This window comes from Actinoallomurus vinaceus (assembly GCF_039542055.1).
Lineage (GTDB): Bacteria > Actinomycetota > Actinomycetes > Streptosporangiales > Streptosporangiaceae > Actinoallomurus > Actinoallomurus vinaceus.
This window is the reverse complement of sequence record NZ_BAABHK010000003.1, coordinates 64,310-81,871: the sequence shown is the minus strand read 5'-3', so window position 1 is coordinate 81,871 and position 17,562 is coordinate 64,310. Positions and strand designations below refer to the sequence as shown.

Annotated in this window: 12 protein-coding genes; 4 read left to right on the top strand and 8 right to left on the bottom strand. The window is 71.5% G+C overall.

What is annotated here, in order from left to right:
* The first annotated feature begins 9 nt into the window (after positions 1–9).
* Positions 10–1,524, top strand: a complete 1,515-nt coding sequence (locus tag ABEA24_RS11530; protein ID WP_345430723.1) for a JmjC domain-containing protein — start codon at positions 10–12, stop codon at positions 1,522–1,524.
* Positions 1,521–2,780 (top strand): MFS transporter, encoded by a 1,260-nt coding sequence (locus ABEA24_RS11525; protein ID WP_345430722.1) that lies wholly within the window; start codon positions 1,521–1,523, stop codon positions 2,778–2,780. Before ABEA24_RS11530 ends, ABEA24_RS11525 begins: the two co-directional genes overlap by 4 nt.
* A 66-nt stretch (positions 2,781–2,846) precedes the next feature.
* Here the strand turns inward: ABEA24_RS11525 and ABEA24_RS11520 are convergent, their stop codons facing one another.
* The 6 genes from ABEA24_RS11520 to ABEA24_RS11495 all read right to left on the bottom strand — a co-directional run bounded on the left by ABEA24_RS11520 (position 2,847) and on the right by ABEA24_RS11495 (position 11,272).
* Complete coding sequence (locus ABEA24_RS11520) at positions 2,847–3,542, bottom strand: IclR family transcriptional regulator (protein WP_345430721.1); 696 nt, start codon at positions 3,540–3,542, stop codon at positions 2,847–2,849.
* 1,027 nt (positions 3,543–4,569) lie between these two features.
* Entirely contained in the window at positions 4,570–5,496 is a 927-nt protein-coding gene (locus tag ABEA24_RS11515) for a dihydrodipicolinate synthase family protein (protein WP_345430720.1), read from the bottom strand.
* Between the two features lie 68 nt (positions 5,497–5,564).
* Positions 5,565–6,584 (bottom strand): oligopeptide/dipeptide ABC transporter ATP-binding protein, encoded by a 1,020-nt coding sequence (locus ABEA24_RS11510; RefSeq protein WP_345430719.1) that lies wholly within the window; start codon positions 6,582–6,584, stop codon positions 5,565–5,567.
* Positions 6,581–8,614 (bottom strand): dipeptide/oligopeptide/nickel ABC transporter permease/ATP-binding protein, encoded by a 2,034-nt coding sequence (locus ABEA24_RS11505; RefSeq protein ID WP_345430717.1) that lies wholly within the window; start codon positions 8,612–8,614, stop codon positions 6,581–6,583. The genes ABEA24_RS11510 and ABEA24_RS11505 overlap by 4 nt, the downstream gene beginning before the upstream one ends.
* A complete protein-coding gene (locus ABEA24_RS11500) occupies positions 8,614–9,573 on the bottom strand; it encodes an ABC transporter permease (protein WP_345430716.1) in 960 nt (319 codons plus the stop codon). Before ABEA24_RS11500 ends, ABEA24_RS11505 begins: the two co-directional genes overlap by 1 nt.
* Before the next feature lie 88 nt (positions 9,574–9,661).
* Entirely contained in the window at positions 9,662–11,272 is a 1,611-nt protein-coding gene (locus ABEA24_RS11495; RefSeq protein WP_345430715.1) for an ABC transporter substrate-binding protein, read from the bottom strand.
* A 142-nt stretch (positions 11,273–11,414) separates the two neighbouring features.
* Here ABEA24_RS11495 and ABEA24_RS11490 point away from each other — a divergent pair, with 142 nt between their 5' ends.
* Positions 11,415–12,185: a FadR/GntR family transcriptional regulator gene (locus tag ABEA24_RS11490; protein ID WP_345431425.1), complete on the top strand. Its 771-nt coding sequence runs from the start codon at positions 11,415–11,417 to the stop codon at positions 12,183–12,185.
* Positions 12,186–12,455: 270 nt separating this feature from the next.
* Here ABEA24_RS11490 and ABEA24_RS11485 read toward each other — a convergent pair whose 3' ends face one another.
* Positions 12,456–13,661, bottom strand: coding sequence for a sialidase family protein (locus ABEA24_RS11485; RefSeq protein WP_345430714.1), 1,206 nt, complete (start codon positions 13,659–13,661; stop codon positions 12,456–12,458).
* 148 nt (positions 13,662–13,809) lie between these two features.
* Between ABEA24_RS11485 and ABEA24_RS11480 the strand changes: the two genes are divergently transcribed.
* Positions 13,810–15,759, top strand: coding sequence for an exo-alpha-sialidase (locus ABEA24_RS11480; protein ID WP_345430712.1), 1,950 nt, complete (start codon positions 13,810–13,812; stop codon positions 15,757–15,759).
* 52 nt (positions 15,760–15,811) lie between these two features.
* Here ABEA24_RS11480 and ABEA24_RS11475 read toward each other — a convergent pair whose 3' ends face one another.
* Positions 15,812–17,548, bottom strand: a complete 1,737-nt coding sequence (locus ABEA24_RS11475; RefSeq protein WP_345430711.1) for an amylo-alpha-1,6-glucosidase — start codon at positions 17,546–17,548, stop codon at positions 15,812–15,814.
* Positions 17,549–17,562 lie beyond the last annotated feature (14 nt).

The following is a 17,562-nucleotide window of genomic DNA, read 5'->3' as shown; positions in this document are numbered from 1 at the left end:
GAGCCTTCTGTGATCGATCACGAGACATCGATGCTGGCCACCCTCGTGGACGACGTCGAACCGTTCCGTACGGCACTCCCGACGGAACCGATCCTGTCGAAACGACCGCCCGAGCGGCTTCAGTCCCTGATCGACTTCGGTGCCGTGGACCGGCTGCTGAGCGACCACGCGCTGCGGTACCCGTTCATCGAGATGATCAAGGACGGTGCGCGGCTTCCGCGCGAGCGGTTCCTGACCGGGCCGGTCGGGCAGCCGAACGGCATCAGCGAGCTGGCGAACCTCACCCTCGTCGCCGGGGAGCTCGAGGGCGGCGCGACCCTCGTGCTCAACGACCTGCACTTCACCTGGCGGCCCATCGCGGACACCTGCCGCCGGCTCGCCTACGAGATCGGCATGCCGGTCCACGCGAACGCCTACCTGACGCCCCGGCGCTCCCAGGGCTTCGACCACCACCACGACACGCACTCGGTCTTCATCGTCCAGACCGAGGGCCGCAAGACGTGGCAGCTCTATCGGCCGTTCCTGCCCTTCCCGCTGGAACGGCACGCGTGGCCCCGTCAGGTGCTGCCCCCGGAGGAGTGGCACCGGCTGCGGGAGACGCCCCCGGACCACGAGTTCGTCCTCGAGCCGGGCAACGTGCTGTGGATCCCGCGTGGTTGGATCCACAACGTCTTCTCCGGCGACGAGCCGTCGCTGCACCTGACGGTGGGCATCGCGGAGACCAGCCGGTACTCCATCGTTCCGACGCTGATCGACGCGCTCACCGACGAGGAGCGGTTCCGGCACGACCTGCCGCCGCGGTTCGCCCGGAGCCGGGGCTCCGTCGAGGACGCCGTGCGCTCGGTGCTCCGAGACCTCGCCGAGTGGGCCGGGCGGGCCGACGTGAGCGAGCTGGCCACGCGGGTGCTGGGCGCGCAGCGGGCCAGATTCCTCCCCGCGCCGAGCCGCCCGATATCGGCCGTGCTCCCCGGCGACCGGGACCTTCCCGGCGCCGTCGCGGTCCGCCCCGAGGTGATCGCCGGAGTGGACCGGACCGATGAGGGGACCACGCTGCACCTCGGCGACCGGGTCCTGCGGTTCACCGGCACGGCCGCGGCCGTGCTCGAACGGCTGCTGGGCGCGTCGGGGAAGCGAGTAACGCTCGGGGCGCTCACCGCCGCGGAGCCGGCCGCCGCGGTCGAGGCGGCCGTACGGACACTCCTCGCCGAGGGCGTCCTCGTCCCGGACGACGACGCCTTCGCCGAAGTGAGCACCTCGTCCGAGGTGCGTGCCCGCGCCGAGGCGAGCACCCCAGCTGAGGGGAGTGCTCGCGCCGAGCGGAGCGTCCGTGCCGAGGAGAGCACCTCACCCGAGGGGAGTGCCCGTGCCGAGCGGGGTGCTCGCGCCGAGCGGAGTGGCGTCGCCGCAGGGAACGCCCCCGCCGACGGGAAGGCTCTGCTTGAAGGTGCTCCCCTCCTCGGAGGGGCCTCCGTCCCCGACGGGGGCGCCTGCACCGGAGAGGCCCGGGAGCGAGCGGCGCGGTGAGCGGCTCCGCGACGCGGAGGCGGGCGGCGAGCGCCCGCCCCGCCCGCCCGGAATGGCCGGGGCGCGGCGACTTCGTCCGGCTCTGGGTCGGGCAGGCGCTGTCCGACCTCGGCAGCCGCGCGTCGGGCACCGCGTTCACCCTTCTCGTGCTCGCCGAGACTCACTCCCCAGTTAAGGCGGGCGTCGCCGGCGCGTTCTCGATGGCGGGCTTCCTCGTCGCGCACCTGTTCGGCGGCCTCGTCGCCGATCGGCACCCGCGGCGCACCGTCATGATCGCCTGCGACGCCGTCTCCCTGGCCGCGCTGCTCGTCTTCACGGCGACCCTGCTCACCGGCCGGTTCTCCTTCCTCGTCGCGGTCGGGATGTGCCTCGTGAGCGGCCTCGCGTACGGCGTCTTCAGCGTGGCCGAGACGGCGGCGGTGTCGTACGTCGCCGACGGCGACCGGCTCCCGCGCGCGCTCGTCCTGAACCAGGCGCGCTCGTACGGCGCCGGTCTCTCCGGCCCTCCGCTCGGCGGTCTGCTGCTCGGCCTCGGGCGCGCGGTCCCGTTCGCGGCCGACGCCGTCTCCCACGTGGTGTCCCTCGTGCTGCTGCGGCGGATGCGCTCGCCGCTCGGCCGGCCCGACCCCGGCTCCGGCCGGGCGCTCGACCGGGGCTCGTTGACCCAGGGCTGGCGCAACGTGCTGAACACGCCGTTCATCCGGTTGACGGGCGCCTTCGTGGCGGTGACCGACTTCCTCATCAACGCCCTTCGCCTCGTCATCGTCGTCCTGGCGCAGCGCGGTGGCGGCTCGTCGGTCCACGTGGGGCTGATCCTCGCCTGCGGCAGCGCCGGCGGGCTGCTCGGCGCGCTCGTCGGATCGCGCACGCGCACCCGGCCGTCGCTGCTCCGGGTGTTCGTCATCGCCGTGCCGCTGGGCACCGCCGGACTCTTCGCGCTGCTGTCGGTGAGCCAGGGGTTCGCGATCGGCGCGGTCTACGCCCTGGTGTTCGCGGCCTGGCCGTTGTGGCAGGGCCTGGTGACGGCCCGCTGGATGACGCTCGTCCCGGATCACGAGCGCGCTCAGACGTTCGCGGCCGTGCGCCTGATGACCGCGACGCCGTCGCTGTTCGCCGGGCTCGCCGGCGGATGGCTCATCGTCCAGGTCGGCTCGCAGCACTCGTGCCTCGTCCTCGCGGCCGTGATGGCGGCGGTCGGGCTGGCCGCGGCGCTGCCCTCCTCCCGCCGCGCGTTGTCCGTACGCGCCGAGGACTGACGGTCCGGCCGGTCACCGGCCTCCTTTCCGCGCGGCGCGTACGCCACCGGGCCCGGGCCGGGCCTCTCACCGACCGCCCAGCCCGGCACCGACGAACCGGCCGACCTGACGCGTCAGGTCGGCCAGCCGGGAGAGCGAACCGGACCGGGTCACCACCACGCACAGCGCGGCGATCGTGTCGCCGGAACGATCGCGGAGCGGCACGGCCACACAGCTGATGCCGGGGATCACCTCCTCGTGGTCGAACGCGATGTCGTCCTCCCGGATCTGCGCGCTGACCCGCTGCCAGGAGGCGGGAAGCGGACCCAGGGGCACGTCAGGACCGACGTTGGCCATGAGGACCTTGCCCGCAGCGGTCGACCAGGGATACGTGCTGCCCGGTCGCATCGAGACAAGGGGCTCCGCCTCACCGCCCACTCCGCTGACCACGATCGTGAGGTGGTCGCGCAGGACACAGACGCCCACCGACGCGCCGGTGGCGGCGGCGAGCTCGCGGATCGGTCCCTGCGCGGCGGCTCGCAGCCGGGGATGCGGTTGCCATCCGTGCCCGAGGCGGAACATCCGCGGGCCGATCCGGTAGCGGCCGCGGTGCCGCTCGACCGCTCCGAGGCTCACGAGCTGTTCCAAGAGCCGGTGTGTGGTCGCCTTCGGCAGGCCGGTCTCCGCGGCCAGCGCGGTGAGACCGGCCTCTTGGGCCTCCCGCACCGCTTCCAACAGTCCGAACGCGCCCTCCAGCACCCCCCGCCCGGTGACGGATCCCACCGTTCTCCTTGCCGGTGGGAGCTCGCCGGATGGAGTGCCCTGAGCAGACGGCTCAGCTGTCACGTTTCCCTCCTATCGGTTACGTCTGGAAGGCGATCGGCACGACGGAAATCCGCGTGCGCATCCAGCCTTTCCAGCGTCGACCGTCCTTTTCGGCCACCCCCGAATTGCCGACAAGTTAATCGTGCTAATAGTTAGACAACGAGTCAGTGAACGTGCGATCGTTTCTCGTGATGGCTTTCCGGCCCCGAACCGACGTCGGTGATCGGGTGCACGAGTCGTGACGCCGCATGGCGGCCACCGGCCGCGCGACCACCTTCGTCGCACGTCCCCCCGGTCGATCCCATGGCCCTGGCGTGCGCCGTCGCGTCCTTCGTCGGGCTCCAGCAGGGCCGATGGACTGCTAGCCCGGGGGAGGCAACAGGAACTCCGGCATCGCCGATCTCCATGGTGAAAGAACCGATGATTTAGGTCGATGTGATCGTCGACCGAAATGCCGCTCCGGCTGGATTTTCGTCCTCTGGCGCGGATCGAGTTCGTGGAATGCCCGGGATGGGCTCGTGATCAGCAACCCGCAACGGCTCCTAGATCGTTTGCCTGTATTGCCCGTTATATTCCAGTGCGGAAGGGTCATTGACAATAGAGCGACGGGGTACGGCCGAGTCCGGCCAGACGGCCGGATCTCGCGCCGGGTCGACGGCCGATCCGGCCCCGACCGCACGGCGTTTTCCGGCACGGATTGCGATGCCCTCGCCCCGGATCCGCGCACTCACCCGCCGCCAGGAGGCGGGGACGGGACCGGGCGGCACGTCCGGGCCGGCGTTCGCCACGAGGACCTTGCCCATGGCGGTCCACCAGGGGGTACGTGCCGCCCGGTCGCATGGAGACGAGCGATTCCGCCTCGCCGCCCACGTCGGCGCATAATTCGAGATCGCCAATTGGGGGAAGCGGTTATACGTTTCTTATTTCTGGCGGGGGTGCCGCTGATTTCGGTGCGCGAATTCGCCGACCGAAATGACCGATCCGATTACAGGAGGGCGGCCTCGGCGAGGTACTTGCCGACCACGGCGATCTCCTCGTCGCCCAGGGGGATCTGCGGGAGCGCGGTGGTCGGATGGTCGATGACGCCCCGCAGGTGCAGCGCCGCCTTGAACGCCCCCAGCGCCGAGGACCCGCGGCCCATGTGCGGACCGCCCGCGTTCACCAGCCCGAACAGGCGGAACAGCCGCTCCTGCTCGGTACGGGCCGCCGCCCAGTCGCCCGCCGACGCCGCGCGGAACAGCCGTACGTACCCGTGCGGGTCGACGTTGCCCAGGCCGGGGACGACGCCGTCCGCGCCCATCGCCAGCGCCGAGTCGACCGTCAGCTCCGAGCCGGTCAGGACCGAGAACGACGGCACGGCGCGGTCCCGGCGGCCGAGGATCACCTCGCGCAGCCCGGCGTCGTTGCCGCTGGAGTCCTTGAGCCCGGCGAGCACCCCTTCGGCGGCCAGCTCCAGCACCAGGTCGGAGCCGAGCTTGCTGTGCACGGCCACCGGCAGGTCGTAGGCGTACAGCGGGAGACCCGCCTCGGCGATCTTGCGGAAGTGCAGCGCGATCTCGGCGGGATGGGTGCGGGTGTAGAAGGGCGCGGTGGCGACGAGGCCGTCGGCGCCCGCCTCGGCCGCGACCCGCACGTGGTCGAGCACGCGCGGTGTGGTCATGTCGATGACGCCGGCCAGCACGGGGACCCGCCCGGCGACGTGGCCCAGCACGGTGTCCAGCACGACCTTCCGGTGCCCGTCGGGCAGGAACGCCACCTCCGACGACGATCCCAGGACGAACAGGCCGTCGACCCCGCCGTCCAGCAGGTGATCCACCAGCCGCGTCAACGAAGCGGTGTCGACCTCGTACTCGGGGGTCAGCGGGGTGCACACCGGGGGGATGACGCCGGACAGCTTGGTGGCGGTGGTCATCGATTTCCCTTCAGTCACTGAGCGAGAGCGTTGCGAGAGGTTGGAACGGTCTAACGAGGGCGGGGGCATCAGTCACGCTCCCCGGCCTGGCCGATCAGTTCACGGTCGGTCGCTCCGGCCGGAACCGGGTGGTGGCAGCGGAACAGGTGCTCCCCGCCGTCGATCTCCGCGGCCGGCATCTCGGCGGCGCAGACGTCGTCGGCCCGCCAGCAGCGCGTACGGAACGGGCAGCCGCTCGGCGGCCGGGTCGCCGACGGCACCGGCCCGATCAGGGGGATCGGGTCGATCGGCGAGAGCAGGCCGGGCGTCGCGGAGAACAGCGCGCGCGTGTACGGGTGCCGGGCCCGCGCCGGAACCGCCTCGGCCGGGGTCTGCTCGACGATCCGGCCGAGGTACATCGTCACGACCCGGTCGCTCATCCGCCGTACCGTCTGGATGTCGTGCGAGACGAAGAGCATGGCGAGGTCGAACCGCTGCTTCAGGTCGAGCAGCAGGTTGAGGATCTGCGCCCGTACGGAGACGTCCAGGGCGCTGGTGGGCTCGTCGGCGATCAGCAGCTTCGGCCGCAGCGCCAGGGCCCGGGCGATGGCGACCCGCTGCCGCTGCCCGCCGGAGATCTGGCCGGGCAGCAGGTCGGCCACGCTCCCCGGAAGGCCCACGAGGTCGATCAGCTCACGGACGCGGTCCTCGCGTTCGCGGGCGGTGCCCACGCGGTGCACGTCGAGCGGGTCGCGCAGGATCCGCCGGACCGGCAGCCGGCGGTTCAGCGCGGTCGACGGGTCCTGGAAGACCATGCCGGTCGTCGACCCGATCGCCGTGCGGCGCTCGGACGCGGACATCGACCAGATGTCCTTGCCGCCGAAGGCGACCGCGCCGGACGTGGGCCGCTGCAGGCCGACGAGGACCTTGGCGAGGGTGGACTTGCCGCAACCGGACTCGCCCACGACGCCCACCGTCTCGCCGGGGCGGACGGTCAGGTCCGCCCCGGTCAGCGCGTAGACGCGGTCGCGGGTGAACAGGCCGCCGGAGCGCGCCTTGAACACCACGTGGACGTCGGAGAGTTCGGCGAGGGTCTCGTCGGCGGTCAACGTGCCTCCTCGGGGCCGGCGGGCGGGGTGCCCGTGCCGGCGGCGGACATGGAGCCGGCGAGATCGATCGCCGGGTGGTGGCAGGCGGCCGAGTGACGGAGTCCCTGGCCGTCGAGGCGGGGTGTCTCCGTGCGGCAGACCTCGGTCGCCATCGGGCACCGGTCGGAGAACCGGCAGCCGGCCGGGAAGTCGGCGGGGGAGGGCACCACGCCGCGGATCTGGGTGAGGCGCTCGGCCCCGGACTCCAGGGACAGCACCGACCCGAGCAGGCCCCGGGTGTAGTGGTGCGCGGGCGCGCCGACCAGGGCGGAGGTCACGCCGGTCTCGACGATCTGCCCGCCGTACATCACGACGACCCGGTCGGTGATGTCGGCGACCAGGGCCAGGTCGTGCGAGACGAGAATGAGGGCGAAGCCCAGCTCCTCGCGCAGCCGCAGCAGCAGCTGGATGACCTGCGCCTGCACGGTGACGTCCAGGGCCGTCGTCGGCTCGTCCGCGATGATCAGTTTCGGGTCGCGGGACAGGGCCATCGCGATGAGCACCCGCTGCCGCTGCCCGCCGGACAGCTCGTGCGGGTACGACCGGAGCGTGCGCGCCGGGTCCAGGCCCACCAGCTCCAGCAGCTCCGCCGGGCTGCGCCGGCCGCCGCGCCGGACGACCTGCTTGAGCTGCGCCTTGATGGTCATGGACGGGTTCAGTGACGACAGCGCGTCCTGGTAGATCATCGCCATGTCGTGGCCGAGGAGCCGCCGCCGGGCCGACCGGCCGAGGGCGAGGAGGTCCTTGTGGTCGAACCGGACCTGCCCGCGCACCCGCGCGCCGCGCGGCTGCAGGCCCATGACGGTCAGCGCGGTCAGCGACTTGCCGCTGCCGGACTCGCCGACGAGGCCGAGCACCTCCCCGGGCCGTACCTCGAAGGAGATCCCGTCGACGATGTCCACTCCGTCGTGCTGGTCGTCGAAGCCGATGGCGAGGTTCTCCACCGCCAGGACCGGCTCGCCCTCGGGCAGGGGCCGGGCCCGCTCGGCCAGGCGCGCGGCCGCCTCGGCGAGGCCGGGCAGCGGGGTGACCTCCCCGGACCCCGGCGTGGCCTGCTCGAGCGCGTCGACGTCGTCCTTCTTTCCGGAGGCCCCGTCGCGGCCCGGGGGCGGTGGGGCGAAGCCATGGGGGTGGCGAACACGTGCGGACGGCGTGGCCCAGGCGTCGGAGATGCCCTCGGCGAGGATGTTCAGCGCGAGCACGGTGCCGAGGATGACCAGGCCGGGGAAGACGGTGGCCCACCAGCCGCCCAGCAGCACCATGTTCTTGCCGTCGGCGATGACGCTGCCCCACGACGGGTCCGGCGGCCGTACGCCCGCGCCGATGAACGACAGCGACGCCTCGAAGACGATGACGTCGGCGATCATCACGGTGCAGAAGACCAGGATCGGCGCGGCGCAGTTGATGGCGACGTGCCGGAGCAGGATGTGCGGGGTGCGGGCGCCGATGACCCGCTCGGCCGCGACGTAGTCCTCGCCGTACTGCGCCAGGACGTTGCCGCGGACGACCCGCGCCACCGGCGGTGTGTAGAGGAAGGCCAGGGCCAGCACCAGCACCGGGATGCTGCCGCCGAACACCGCGACCAGCACGGCGGCGAGCGCGATGCCCGGGAACGCCATGACCACGTCGAGGACGCGCATGATCGTCTCGTCGATCGCCCGGCGCGAGGTCGCCGCGACGGAGCCGAGCAGCGCGCCGGCGACGAGGGCGATCGCGGTGGCGCCCAGGCCGATGACGAGGGACCACCGCGCGCCGTACAGCAGCCGGGCGAAGATGTCGCGGTTGGAACTGTCCAGGCCCATCCAGTGCGACCCGCTGGGGCCGCCGCCCGCCGCCTCCTGGACGTACGGGGAGTGGGGTGCCAGCACCGGGGCGAAGACGGCGGCGAGGGCGATCACCAGGACCACGCCCAGGGCGATCCACGAGGGCACGCCCAGCCGCCGGAAGCCGACGCCTCCCTGGGACAGTCGTTTCGCCAGGCCGTTGCGCATCAGGCGGCGCTCCTGAGTCGGGGGTTGACGAGCAGGTAGAGGACGTCGACGACGAGGTTCACCACCACGAACCCGGTCGCGATCGTGAGGACGACGCCCTGGACCACGGCCGGGTCACCGTTGCGCACCGCGGTGATCATGAGCTGGCCCATGCCGGGCAGCGAGTAGATGGTCTCGATGACCACCGCGCCGCCGAGCAGGTAGCCGACCCGCAGGCCCAGGACGGTCAGCGGGTTGACCAGCGCGTTGCGCAGGACGTTGCGGCCGACGACGACGATCGGCGGCAGGCCGCTGCCGATGGCGGTCCGCACGTAGTCCTTGTCGAGCTCCTCGACCATCGACGTGCGGATGATCCTCGTCAGGTAGGCGGCCTGCGGCAGCGACAGGGACAGCGCGGGCAGCGTCAGCGACTTCAGCCAGCCGGTGAAGGAGTCGGCGGGGTTGACGTAGCCGCTGGTCGGGAACCACCCGCGCTCGACCGCCAGGTACTGGATCAGCAGCAGCGCGATCCAGAACGCCGGGGCCGCGACGCCGACCAGCGACACGATCCGGACGAGCTGGTCGGGCCAGCGGTCCCGGAAGATGGCCCCGGTGATCCCGAAGATCAGCGACAGCACGACGGCGATCAGTATGCCGAGCACGGTGAGCTGCACCGTCAGCGGCAGGGCGGTCGCCACCGAGTCGCGCACGGGCGCCTTCGTCAGCACGCTCGTGCCCATGTCGCCCCGCACCAGCTGGCCGACGAACCGCACGTACCGGACGGGCAGCGGATCCAGCAGGCCGTTCTCCACCTTGAACTGGTGGACCTGCGCGGGCGTCGGGTTCGAGCCCTCGAAGTAGGCGTACTCCGGCTTGTTGTCGGAGAACCGCATGATGAGGAAGACGAACAGGACGACGCCCAGCAACAGCGGGATCAGGAGCAGGACGCGGCGCACCAGCATTCTGGCGATCACTGCCACCGGGTGCCTCCTGGGAAGAGTCGGGTCGAAGGGGCGGAGCGGAAACGGCGGCGGGGACCGGGGGCATGCCCCGCCGCCGTCTCAGCGGTCAGACGCGCTTGGCCTGCAGCAGGTTGATGCCGGGGTAGGCCTGCGGCCGCACGCCGGTGAGCTTCTTGGTGTTCCAGGCGGTCATCAGCTCGGTGTGCACGACCGGGTAGAGCACGGCCTGCTCGGCGATGATGTCGATGTAGTCGTGGGTGAGCTGGAGCTTCTTCTGCTGGTCCGGCTCGGCGGTGGCCTCGTCCATCTTCGCGAACACCTTCTTCGCGTCCGCGCTGCTGTCCCACTTGGTGTACTTCATCCAGTTGCCGCCGGGCGTGAAGTTGTAGCGGAGGATGAGGTCGGCGTCGAGACCGAACTGGTTCGGGTTCGAGGCCGCCGCGACCACCTGGTAGTCCTGCGACTGGTCCATCTTGGTGAACAGCGCGCTGGTGTCCTGCGGCGCGAGCGTCGTCTTGATGCCGATGGCGTTCCAGGAGTTGGCGATCGTCGGCAGGCAGTCGGCGATCCAGCTGACGTTGACCGCCATCAGGTTGATCGTGAGGTTCGTGACGCCGGCCGCCTTGAGCAGCGACTTGGCCTTCTCCGGGTCGTAGGAGTAGACGGTCTTGGCGCGGGCGTACGAGGGGTTCTGCTCGTTGAGGAAGCTCGTGGCCGGGGTGCCGTGCCCCTTCAGCGCCACCTCGATCATCTTCTGGGTGTCGATCGCGTAGAACAGCGCCTGCCGGACTCGGATGTCGTCGAACGGCTTCTTGGCGGTGTTGAACATCAAGAACATGTGGTTCATGCCCTTGCCGCCCTCGACGGTCAGCCCGCTCTTGCGCAGCTGGTCGATGTTGGCGTACGGCACGTTGTCGGAGATCTGCGCCTCGGCCGAACCGCCGGAGATCTTGGCGACGCGGGCGGCGGCGTCGACGATGGACAGCCAGTTCATCTTCTTGATCGCGGCCTTGCGCTGGCCGTTGTAATCCGCGAACGCCTCGAACATCGTGTTCGACTTCGGGTTGTGCTGGACCATCTTGTACGGGCCCGAGCCGACCGCCTTGCCGTTCTTGGCCGCGTCCCAGCCGCCCGGCTGGCCGAAGACGTGCTTCGGCATGATCTTCGCGATCGTGAGGCGGGGGAGCGCGTCCGGGAAGGGGAACTTGAAGACCAGCTCGACGCTGGTGTCGTCGACCTTCCGCACCTCCTTCAGCCAGGCCGCGAAGAAGTTGTAGGTGAGCGTCTGGGCCTTCGTGTCCAGGATGCGGTCGAAGGTGAACAGCACGTCGTCGACGGTGACCGGCTGCCCGTCGTGCCACTTGGCGCCCTGGCGCAGCGTGAACTTCCACGTGGTCGCGGACTTGTCGGCGGGCAGCGCGGTGGCCAGCGCGGGGTACGGCTCGCGCGTGATCGGGTCGGTGTCGACCAGGCCCTCGTAGATGTGGTTGTTGCCGGCCATCGCGAACGCCGACGCGGTCATGGTCGGGTCCCAGGTCTGGTCGTTGCCGTAGCCGATGACGGCGGTGACGAGGTCCTTGGACCCGCTCGACCCGGTCGAGCTCGTCGATGCGGGCCCGCTGCAGGCCGACAGGGCGGCGGAGACGGCCGCTGCGGCGCTCACCGTCCCGCTGTAGCGCAGAAAGTCACGGCGGCTGAAGGGAACCGGGGCGCTCACGGTGCCTCCTACATTTCGTATCGGGGGTAACGCTCGTCTCCGTCACGGGCAGATTGGACGTCCTACATCCCACGTCCAGTAGGGTGGAGGCTAGGGTCCAGCCCGCGCCCGGTCAAGCCCGAATGACCAGGAGATGTCCTTGATGTTTCGCGATGATCCGCAGACCGCCGGGAACCCCCCGGCCCGGCGCCGCGGCCGGATTCCCGGCCCGCGCGGTGGTCGGCCGACGCGGGCGGTGGAAGTGCAGGAGGCGGTCAAGGACATCATCGTGCGCCGGGGCCTCATGCCGGGAGATCCGCTGCCGACCGAGTCGGAGCTGATCGAGGAGCTGGGCATCAGCCGCAACTCGGTCCGCGAGGCGCTCAAGGCCCTCCAGGCCGTCGGCATCGTCGACATCCGGCACGGCTTCGGGATGTTCGTGGGACGGCTGTCGCTCGGCGGCCTGGTCGACGAGCTCACCTTCCACACCCGCATCGGGCCGCGCGACGCCCTGCGCAACCTGATCGAGATCCGCGAGGTGCTGGAGAACGGCCTGGCGCAGCGGCTGATCGACGAGCGCGACGGCACGGATCCGGCCGAGCTCCTCGCGCCCGTCCGTGACGTCATCGAGCGGATGGAGGCCGAGGCGCAGGTGGGGGCCGTCTCACCGGAGACCGACCGGCTCTTCCACGACCTGCTCTACCAGCCCCTCGGCAACCCGCTCGTCGGCCGGCTCCTCGGCGCGTTCTGGGAGGTCTACCACCAGATCCGCGACGACCTGGGCGCGCCGGACGAGACCCCGGCCGACGTCGCCCGCATCCATCGCGACATCTATACAGCGGTCATCGACGGCGATCGCGCCGCCGTCGAGGCGGCGATGCGCGCGCACTTCGCCGAAGTGCGCGCGCGGCTCGCCCGGCTGGATCACGACTGAGCACTAGGGCCTGTCTCGAAGTCCCGCTGTCCTACTGCGCGGCGTCCAGGCGGCGCCTCGCCGCGTTGTCGCCCCCACCCCACGGAAACGCGCAGAGACGGCTTCGCCGACCTCCGCGTTTCCGCGGGGACCCCGGGAGGAGTCGCCAGCCAACACCGGGCTGACTCCCTCCTCCGCCTTGCGAGGCACCACCTGGACGCCGCTCGCTACGGACGGGGACTTCGAGACAGGCCCTGGGGACCGGTCTCAGGAGCCCGCCGTCCGGCCGGCTCAGGACTGATGCCCCAGGTCGCGCAGTGACACGCGGCGGAAGGTGATGTTCTCGTACGGTCCGGCGTTGCCCGTCTCGTACAGCACGCCGACGGTGCGGGCGTCGACCTGGACCAGGTCGGAGTACCCGGCGGGCAGCGTCGAGAGCGTCAGCGCCGGCTTCCAGGTCGCGCCCGCGTCCCGGCTGACGCGCAACGTCATGATCGCCCGGCTGGTCGGGCTGGCCGGGCCGGAGTAGAGCAGTGGCGCCTTACGGCCGCGCGGCTGAAGGACGCTGCCCTCGACGACCGGGCCGGTCAGGGAGTCCTGCGGGCGGAACGGCTCCGTGAGGGTACGGCCCCCGTCCCGGCTGTAGGCGTCCGCGCGGACCGCGGGGCTCGTGCCGTTCTGGTCGCGGGCGTTGACGTAGACGCGGCCGTCGGGCAGTTGGGCGGCCGTCGACTCGTTCACGTTGACGTATCCGTCGGGATTGTCGTCGACGTAGCCGATGTGCCAGGTCCGGCCGCCGTCGTCGCTGTAGAGATCATGCCCGCCGTAGTACTTGGCCTCGGAGCCCAGGTCGGACGAGCCCGCCGGCGGGGCGATGGAGTGGTTCGCCGGCACCACCAGCCGTCCGGCGTGTCGGCCGCGGGTCAGCCGGATCGCGTGGCCGGGACCCGTGGCGTACCAGCGCCAGTTCGCGAGCTTGGCGTCGGCGGTGATCTCGCGCGGCGCCGACCACGTGGTCCCGTCGTCGTCGCTGTACTGCACGAACACGCGCCGGCTCTGCTCGGGCGTCACCTGGCCGCGCAGGATCGCCGTCTCGGTCGCCGTCCCGGCGTTGTACGTCGTCAGCAGCACGATGCGGCCCCGCGCCGTCACGACGGGCGCGGGATTGCCGGAGGTGTTCGGGCCGCTGTCCAGCACCACGCGCAGCGGACCCCAGGTGCAGCCGCCGTCGGTGGACCGCTTGACGACGGTGTCGATGTTCCCGGCGTCGCCGAGCCCGGAGAACCGGCCCTCGGCGAAGGCCAGCAGGTCGCCGGACCGGGTCTTGATCACCGCGGGGATGCGGAACGCGCTGTAGCCCTCGGTGCCCGCCGTGTACGGCACGGACGTCTCGCACCCGGTGGCCGCCCGGGACGGGCTCGTCACGGCGGCGAGGCCGGCCACGAGAACGGTGGCGACGCACGCGGCGCGGAGGGGCCCGCGATCGACTGCTCGCATCGGCTCAGTCCTTCCCTGGACGTGGGATGTCCTATGTCCGGGGGACGCTAACGGCCTGCTCGGAAGGCGTCAATAGCAGGTCTGGTGGAGATAGAACGTAGGACATAGGATGTCCGCCGCCTCCGTCTCTCTCATGGAAAGGCACACCATGAGGTACGTCTCCAAGAAACCGCCCGGTCGCCGACCGGCCGCGTGGCGACGCGTCGCCCTGATCGCGGCCGGGCTCCTCCTGGGGTCACCCGCCACCCTGGCCGCCCACCCCGCCGGCGCGGCCGCACCGGCGTCCCCGGCCCCGTCCGCGAAGCCGACGTCGCCGGCGCCGTTCGACGAAGAACAGGTCCTCTTCCAGCAGAAGCAGTTCGGCTACTTCTGTTTCCGGATCCCGGCGGTCGTCCGCGCGGCCAACGGCATGGTGCTGGCCTTCGCCGAGGGCCGCGTCAAGGACTGCGGCGACGACGAGAACATCGACATCGTCCTACGGCGCTCCGCCGACGGCGGCCGCACGTGGGGCCCGTTGCAGGTCGTCTCGAAGGGCAACGGCTCGACGCACGGCAACCCGGTGCCGATCGTCGACCAGCGCACCGGCCGGGTCGTCCTGGTCAGCACCCACAACGGCCCGGACCCCTGCCCCAACGGGTGCGACCGCGACCCGTACGTGCAGTGGAGCGACGACAACGGCGCCACCTGGACCGCGCCCCGGGAGATGACCGAGGGCAAGCGCCCGGAGTGGAACTTCTGGTACGCGACCGGGCCGATGCACGGCATCCAGCTCACCCGCGGCCGCCACGCGGGCCGTCTCGTTCTCGGCGCGAACTATGAGACCTGGGACCGCGGGACGGACCCGCACGTCTACGGCACGCACCTGCTCTACAGCGACGACAGCGGCGTGACCTGGCACATCGGGGCGACGAGCGCGTTCGACGACGGCACGATGATCGCCCAGGAGGTGACCGTCGTCGAGCTCACCGACGGGCGGATCTACGCGCTGGCCCGCGAGCGGGGCACCGACCCGGGCCACCGGGCGTACGCCATCAGCAAGGACGGCGGGGAGACCTTCGAGCGGCCGTTCCGCATCGTGAAGAACCTCGCGCTGCCGGACGTGCAGGCCTCGACGCTGCGCATGCACGCCCGCGACCAGGGCGACCGGACCAACCGCATCCTGCTGTCCTCGCCGGCACATCCCGTGGCCCGCGAGGCGATGTCGGTGCGCTCGTCCTACGACGAGGGCCGCACCTGGCAGCGCTGGCAGCAGGGCAAGGTCTTCTGGTGGGGCCCGTCCGGGTACTCGGACATGGTGAAGCTCGGCGACGACGAGGCCGGCCTGATGTACGAGGCGGGCACCGCCACCCCGTACGACACGATCCGCTGGGCGCGGTTCAACGAGGCGTTCCTCGCCACGCCCAACGGCACGCCGCCCGGCATCCCCGGGCCGCCCGCGCCGGGGCCGAAGACCCCCGACGCCTCGCACCGGGGCAACGACGCCTACGTGCGCGGCGGCGCGCAGACCGCGCCCGGACGGTTCGGCAACGGCCTCGACCTGGACGGGGTCGACGACCGCGTCGAGGTGCCGTTCAGCAAGGCGATCGACGTCGGCGGCGGCGACTTCACGATGGCCACCTCGTTCCGCTACTCCGACACCGCCGGGACGCACGCGCTGCTGTGGGCGTACCGGTGGGGGAGCGGGACGACGCCGCAGCTGTGGCTGCGGGCCGAGCCGGCGTCCAAGCGCATCATCGCGATGATCGTGGTCGACCGGTTCACCATCTCCGTCCAGTCGGCGAGCGCCTACAACGACGGGCAGTGGCACCACGTGGCGCTGCAGCGCGCCGACGGGCGGTTCTCGCTGTGGATCGATGGAACGCAGGTCGCCTCCACCACGGTGCCGCCCGGCTCGGTCACCGAGGGCAAGGAGTTCGGCGTGGACGGCATCCACGTCGGAGAGCGCCTGGACGGTGCCAACCGGTTCCACGGCTCGCTCGACGACGTGCGCGTGTACAAGCGGGCCCTGTCTCCCACGGAGATCCAGACGCTCGCGATCTCCGATCAGCGGATCGGCGGCCGGCTCGCGCTGTGGCTGCCCTTCGAGACGGTCTCCTGATCGCCTGATGGAACGGGGTGCCCGCCGCGACGGCGGGCACCCCACCGGCGTTTCAGCCCGGGATCGCCTCCGCGAGCGCGGTACGGCGTCGCTCGTACGCCTCGGCGAAGAGGAGGTAGGCGCTCGCCGTCCAGGTGTAGGCGCGGTCGCGCAGGCCCGCCCCGGTCAGGGCGTCGAAGTTCTCCGCGAAGCCGGACTTCTCGCACAGGGCGCGGAACCGGTCGCTGACCTCGTCGGCGAGCTCGTCGAACCCGCCACGGCGAAGGCCGTCCTCGATGAGTACCGTCGAGGGCGCCCAGACGGGACCGCGCCAGTAGCCGTCGGCCTGGTAGTGCTCGGAGGTGACGAGCTCGGTGGCCGGCCCGTACGGCGTGAGGTGCGCCCGGATCCGGTCGGCCAGGGTCTCGCGCACCTCGGGCGGCAGGATGTCGCCCAGCACGATCGGCATGAGGTCGAGCAGGCCGGCGCTCGTCCAGGTGCGTCCCGACTCGACCGCGCGCGCGACGAACTCCTCTCCCGTCCACAGCTCCTCGAGCAGGGCGGCGCACACCTCGTCGGCGGCCTTCGACCAGCCGGCGGCCTCGTCCTCGAGACGGAGTTCGCGGGCGAGGCCGGCGAGCTCCCGCAGCTGGAGGACGAGGAATCCGGCGAGGTCGGCCGTCTCGATGACGTGGTCGGGGTCGAAGGTCGTGGCGTTGTCCCAGCCGCTGTCGTTGCCGTGCTGGTAGTGCGGCAGCGGGTGACCGGGCGCGCGCCGGGCGGTCAGCCAGAATTCCGTCCACCGCGCGAGCCGCCGGTACACATCGGGCAGCTCGTCCGGGGCGACGCCGTCCGGCAGGCGTTCCCGCAGGCGCCGTAGCGCCCAGCCGTGGATCGGGGGCTTGACGAAGTTGTAGAGGATCTCCGAGTGCGTCACGGAGTCGGGCAGGCAGCCGGACTCCGCCTGGTGGTCGAACGGCACCTGGAACTGGTCCCACGCCAGCTCCGGCAGGCCGCCGGCCAGCGCGAGCGCGTTGAAGCAGTGGTCCCAGCTCCAGACCTTGTCCATCCAGTGCTTGGACATCAGCACGGCGGGCCGCGCCAGGAACCCGTTCGGCGCCACCGTGGCGGACCAGAGCACATAGGCGGCGAGCTCGGCGGCGGGGGTCTCCGGCGTACGCCACGGCGCCACGGCGTCGGCGAAGGCCGCGAAGCGGGCCTGCGCGGCGTCGGCGATCTCCTCGAACGTCCCCGATGACGCGTACGGCGGCCGGGCGCTGTCGAACTCCTCGATGGCGATCTCCCACGGCGCGTCGTCCGGCAGGAGCATGCCGCGCTCGGCGGACCCCAGCGCCTGCACGCCCACCGTCTCCGCCCGGCCGGCGAGCACGGTCAGCCGGTAGCGCCGCCCGGTCTCGTACAGGGTGAAGACGTGGGCGCCGTCGGCGGGATCGCGGTAGAAGTACGGGCCGCTGAACGGGGTCAGGAGCGGGTTGGCCGCGATGACGCGCAGGCCGAGCCCGCGTCCCCGGACACGGACCGTGTCGGCCCGATCGTAGGCGAGCTCGACGCGGCCGGCGTCGTGCGTCCAGGTGAGCAGGCCCGGTGTCGCGGCGACCACCGTGTCGGCGCGCTCACCGGCGCTGGTCGGGGTGAAGCGGAGCACCGGGTACATGCCCGTCTGGTGGGAGACGAGATGGAGGTCCTCCGCGAAGGTCTTCTCCGCGATGACGGGGGAGATGCCGAACCACGATCCGTGGTGGCTGAAGGGGATCTCCTGCACGGAGAACGCCGGCCGGGCGACGGTCATTGACTCTCTTTTCA